General features: G+C 65.5%; 4 protein-coding genes and 1 pseudogene. 3 read left to right on the top strand and 2 right to left on the bottom strand.

Annotated elements, in window-relative coordinates; genetic code table 11:
- Positions 1-85: 85 nt before the first annotated feature.
- Positions 86-1,051: a hypothetical protein gene (locus EN745_RS32270; protein ID WP_127400547.1), complete on the bottom strand. Its 966-nt coding sequence runs from the start codon at positions 1,049-1,051 to the stop codon at positions 86-88.
- Positions 1,052-1,215: 164 nt separating this feature from the next.
- On the opposite strand from EN745_RS32270, the gene EN745_RS32265 reads away from it, so the two are divergent.
- Genes EN745_RS32265 through EN745_RS32255 form a run of 3 tightly spaced genes read left to right on the top strand, consistent with a single transcriptional unit; the run spans position 1,216 to position 3,131 of the window.
- Positions 1,216-1,800 carry a nitroreductase gene (locus EN745_RS32265; protein WP_127423118.1) on the top strand — a complete coding sequence of 195 codons (585 nt, stop codon included), beginning with the start codon at positions 1,216-1,218 and terminating at the stop codon, positions 1,798-1,800.
- Between the two features lies 1 nt (position 1,801).
- Positions 1,802-2,410, top strand: coding sequence for a flavin reductase family protein (locus EN745_RS32260; protein ID WP_126054261.1), 609 nt, complete (start codon positions 1,802-1,804; stop codon positions 2,408-2,410).
- A gap of 46 nt (positions 2,411-2,456) precedes the next feature.
- Positions 2,457-3,131 (top strand): isoprenylcysteine carboxylmethyltransferase family protein, encoded by a 675-nt coding sequence (locus tag EN745_RS32255; RefSeq protein ID WP_126054262.1) that lies wholly within the window; start codon positions 2,457-2,459, stop codon positions 3,129-3,131.
- 33 nt (positions 3,132-3,164) lie between these two features.
- Here EN745_RS32255 and EN745_RS37340 read toward each other — a convergent pair.
- Positions 3,165-3,303, bottom strand: a pseudogene (locus EN745_RS37340) (CoA ester lyase); the annotation flags it as partial.

Genomic DNA, 3,303 nt, shown 5'->3' with positions numbered 1-3,303 from the left:
CTTCGACCTGGCGCCTGCCGCGCCGCGCGGCCGGGCGCAATTCCTGCCGCGCCGCATGCGCAAGGCGGCCTGACGGGCAGGTTGATCAGTCCGCGCCTTCCTCGGGATCGATCGCCGAAGCCTCTGTGGCGAGAACCTCGATCTCCTGGTTCTGGCCGGCGACGACGGTGAAATCCTTCTGGTAGATGCGGTCGCGGTTCTTGGCGATAATGGTGTAGTCGCCTTCGGCCAGCACCATCGAGGCGAAGGCGCCGACAGTTTCCTTGATCGGGTCGCCGGATTCGTTGAGCAGCGACCAGGAGGTGTCGGCGATCGCTTCGCCGCCGGCCTCGCGCACCAGCTTCATCGTCATCTCGGCGGCGCGGTGCTCGACGGTCGCTTCGGTCAGCTTGCCGGCCTCGACACGGATGTCGGAGCGGATGACCGCATTCACCGAACCATAGGTGGAGACGACATGGTAGGTGCCGGCATTCAACCGCACCACTGCGTTCGGCTCGACATCGGGGACGATCAGGGCGCGGTCGCCATTGGCCTCGACCTTGTCCTCGTAGATCGAGAACCGCAGCTTCTTCGGCGGTATGTGCACGCCCCCCGACAGCACGGCGTCGAGCTTGAGGCCACCGGCGTCGAGCACCAGGCTTTCGCGCTTGGCCTCCTTGCCCACGGTGATGCGCTTGGTGGCGCCGGCCCGCCCATAGGAAGCATGGACAAGATAGCTGCCTGGCTCCAGCTGGAACACGGCGGTGCCGCCATGCGCCGAAGCCACCATCGGCAGCTTGCCGTCGCTGGCCGGCTCGGGCTTGAAGACCCGCCAGACGATGCCGCGGGTGATGTCGTTGCCCTTGTCCGTCAGTTGCGCCGAGAGCGTGATGGCGCCGCCGCCGCTCAAGGCCAGCGATGTCTCGCCTTTCGGCGTCGCGTAGCTCGAAATCCCCGGCAGCTTCAGATTGCTGATGCCGTCCGCGTTCTGCGCCACGGCCGACGAAACCGGCGCCATGAACAGCGCCGCCGCCAGCCAGACCAGGAAAAGACGCAGTGTCCCCTCAAACATGCCTTGCGTTGAAGCCCAAGGCGGTGGCAATTTCAAGGCCTGAGAGTCCCAATCCCGTTCCGCAGGGCTCTTGCCATCCGGCGCGAAGCGCCAATGCCCGAGCCGCCCGAATTTCCCACAGGCGCGCTTCAGCCCAAAACCGAACTTCCAGGAGACTTGCGCCCATGGCGTCGCCGATCATCGACTTCCTGCTGACCCGGAACTCCGCGCCGATTCCAGACCTGAAAGAGCCGGCGCCCAGCGATGCCGAGATCGCCACCCTGATCACCGCCGCCACGCGCGTGCCGGATCACGGCCGGCTCGAGCCCTGGCGCTTCATCCTCTATCGCGGCGAGGCGCGCGTCGAAATCGGCAAGAAGCTGGCGGCCTTGGCCGAACAGCGCGAGGGACCGCTGCCCGAGGGCCGGCGTAACCAGGAACTCGCGCGGTTCTCGCGCGCGCCGCTGGTGATCGGCGTGGTGTCGGTGCCGAAGGAGAATCCGAAGATCCCGCAATGGGAGATGTTTCTCTCGGGCGGCATGGCGGCTATGAATCTGATGATCGCCGCCAATGCGCTGGGCTATGGCACCAACATGATCAGCAACTGGTATTCCGACGTGCCGAAGGGCAGGGCGATCCTTGGCCTGGCGCCGGAAGAGCGCGTGATCGGCTTCGTCCATATCGGCTCCTACCAAGGGCCGGCGCCGGAGCGGCCGCGGCCCGACCCGGCAAAGCTTTACGCCGACTATCAGGGACCGTGGGCTGGCTAGAATGTTCTACGAACCCTCGAAAGGGCACGGCCTGCCGCACGATCCGTCAAAGGCGATCGTGGCGCCGCGACCGATCGGCTGGATCTCGACCATCGACCGCCAAGGCAAGATCAACCTCGCGCCTTATTCGTTCTTCAATGCCTTTTCGACAAAGCCCTTCATCGTCTGGTTCTCATCGGAGGGTGAGAAGGACAGCGCCACCTTCGCCGAAGAGACCGGCGAGTTCGTCGCCAATCTGGTCAGCCGCGATCTGGCGCAGAAGATGAACCGCACCGCGGTCGACGCGCCGCGCGGCGTCAGCGAGTTCGGCTATGCCGATCTGACGATGGCGCCGTCGCGCCTTGTCGCGCCGCCGCGGGTGGCGGAGGCGCCGGCCGCGCTCGAGTGCCGGGTGACGGAGATCATCCGGCCGCGTGCGCTCGACGGCACGCAGACGAGTGCCGTCGTCGTCGCCGGCGAGGTGGTTGGCGTCCATATCGACGATGCCTATCTGAAGGACGGTATCTTCGACATCGTCAGGGCCGGCAATGTCGGCCGGCTCGGCTATATGGACTATGCCAGCATCGACGAGATTTTCTCGATGCGCCGGCCGCGCTGGGGAAAGGACTAGGCAGAGCTCAGGTAAACGGCGGCGGGACATTCGCGGAAGGTTGGCCATGATCGCAAGACTGATCCTGCAGACTTTCGTGTGGTTCGGCGTCATGGGCGCCGTGCTGTTCCTCTCGGCCGGCACGCTGAACTGGCCGGGAGCCTGGGTGTATCTGGTGGCGATGATTGGACTCAGCCTCACCATGGGCGTGTCGCTCGCCCGGCGCGATCCCGGGCTGATGAACGAGCGGCTGCGCCCTCCGATCCAGAAGGACCAGACCGCGGCCGACAAGGTGCTCCTCTCCATACTGCTCATCGCCATCTTTACGTGGCTGGGTCTCATGGGGCTCGACTTTCGCCACGGCTGGTCGGCGGTTCCTTTCTGGGGACTGGCACTCGGTGGGCTGGTCCTGCTGGTCGGTATCTGGATCTGCTACCTGACGATGCTGGAGAACAGTTTTGCGGCGCCTGTAGTGAAGATCCAGGGTGAGCGCGGACAGCATGTGATTACCACGGGCCCCTACAGCTATGTCCGCCATCCGATGTATGCCGGCGCCATCCCCTACTTTGCCGGCACGGCGCTTCTGCTTGGCTCCTGGTGGGGGCTGGCCTCGGTGCTCTTTTTCATCGTGCTCCTGGCGGTCCGCATCTTTATCGAGGAGAGGACGCTGCGGACCGGCCTGCAGGGCTATGACGACTACGCGGCAAATGTCCGCTACCGGCTGATCCCGCTGGTCTGGTAGCCGCTGGCCAAGCGATCGGCGGCGAGCGATCGACTAGGCAGAAATCCCTGCCGCCCTGGCGCGGGCCAGCAATCGCTCGGCGAGCCGCAGGTGCGGCCGGTCGACCATTTTGCCGTCGATGCCGACGACGCCGGGATTACCCGCCGCCGCGAACGCGTCGACGATTGCCTGG

Source organism: Mesorhizobium sp. M4A.F.Ca.ET.022.05.2.1, from assembly GCF_003998845.1.
Classification (GTDB): Bacteria; Pseudomonadota; Alphaproteobacteria; order Rhizobiales; family Rhizobiaceae; genus Mesorhizobium.
Note: the sequence above shows the minus strand (reverse complement) of the source record. Positions and strands in the feature narration are given on the sequence as shown.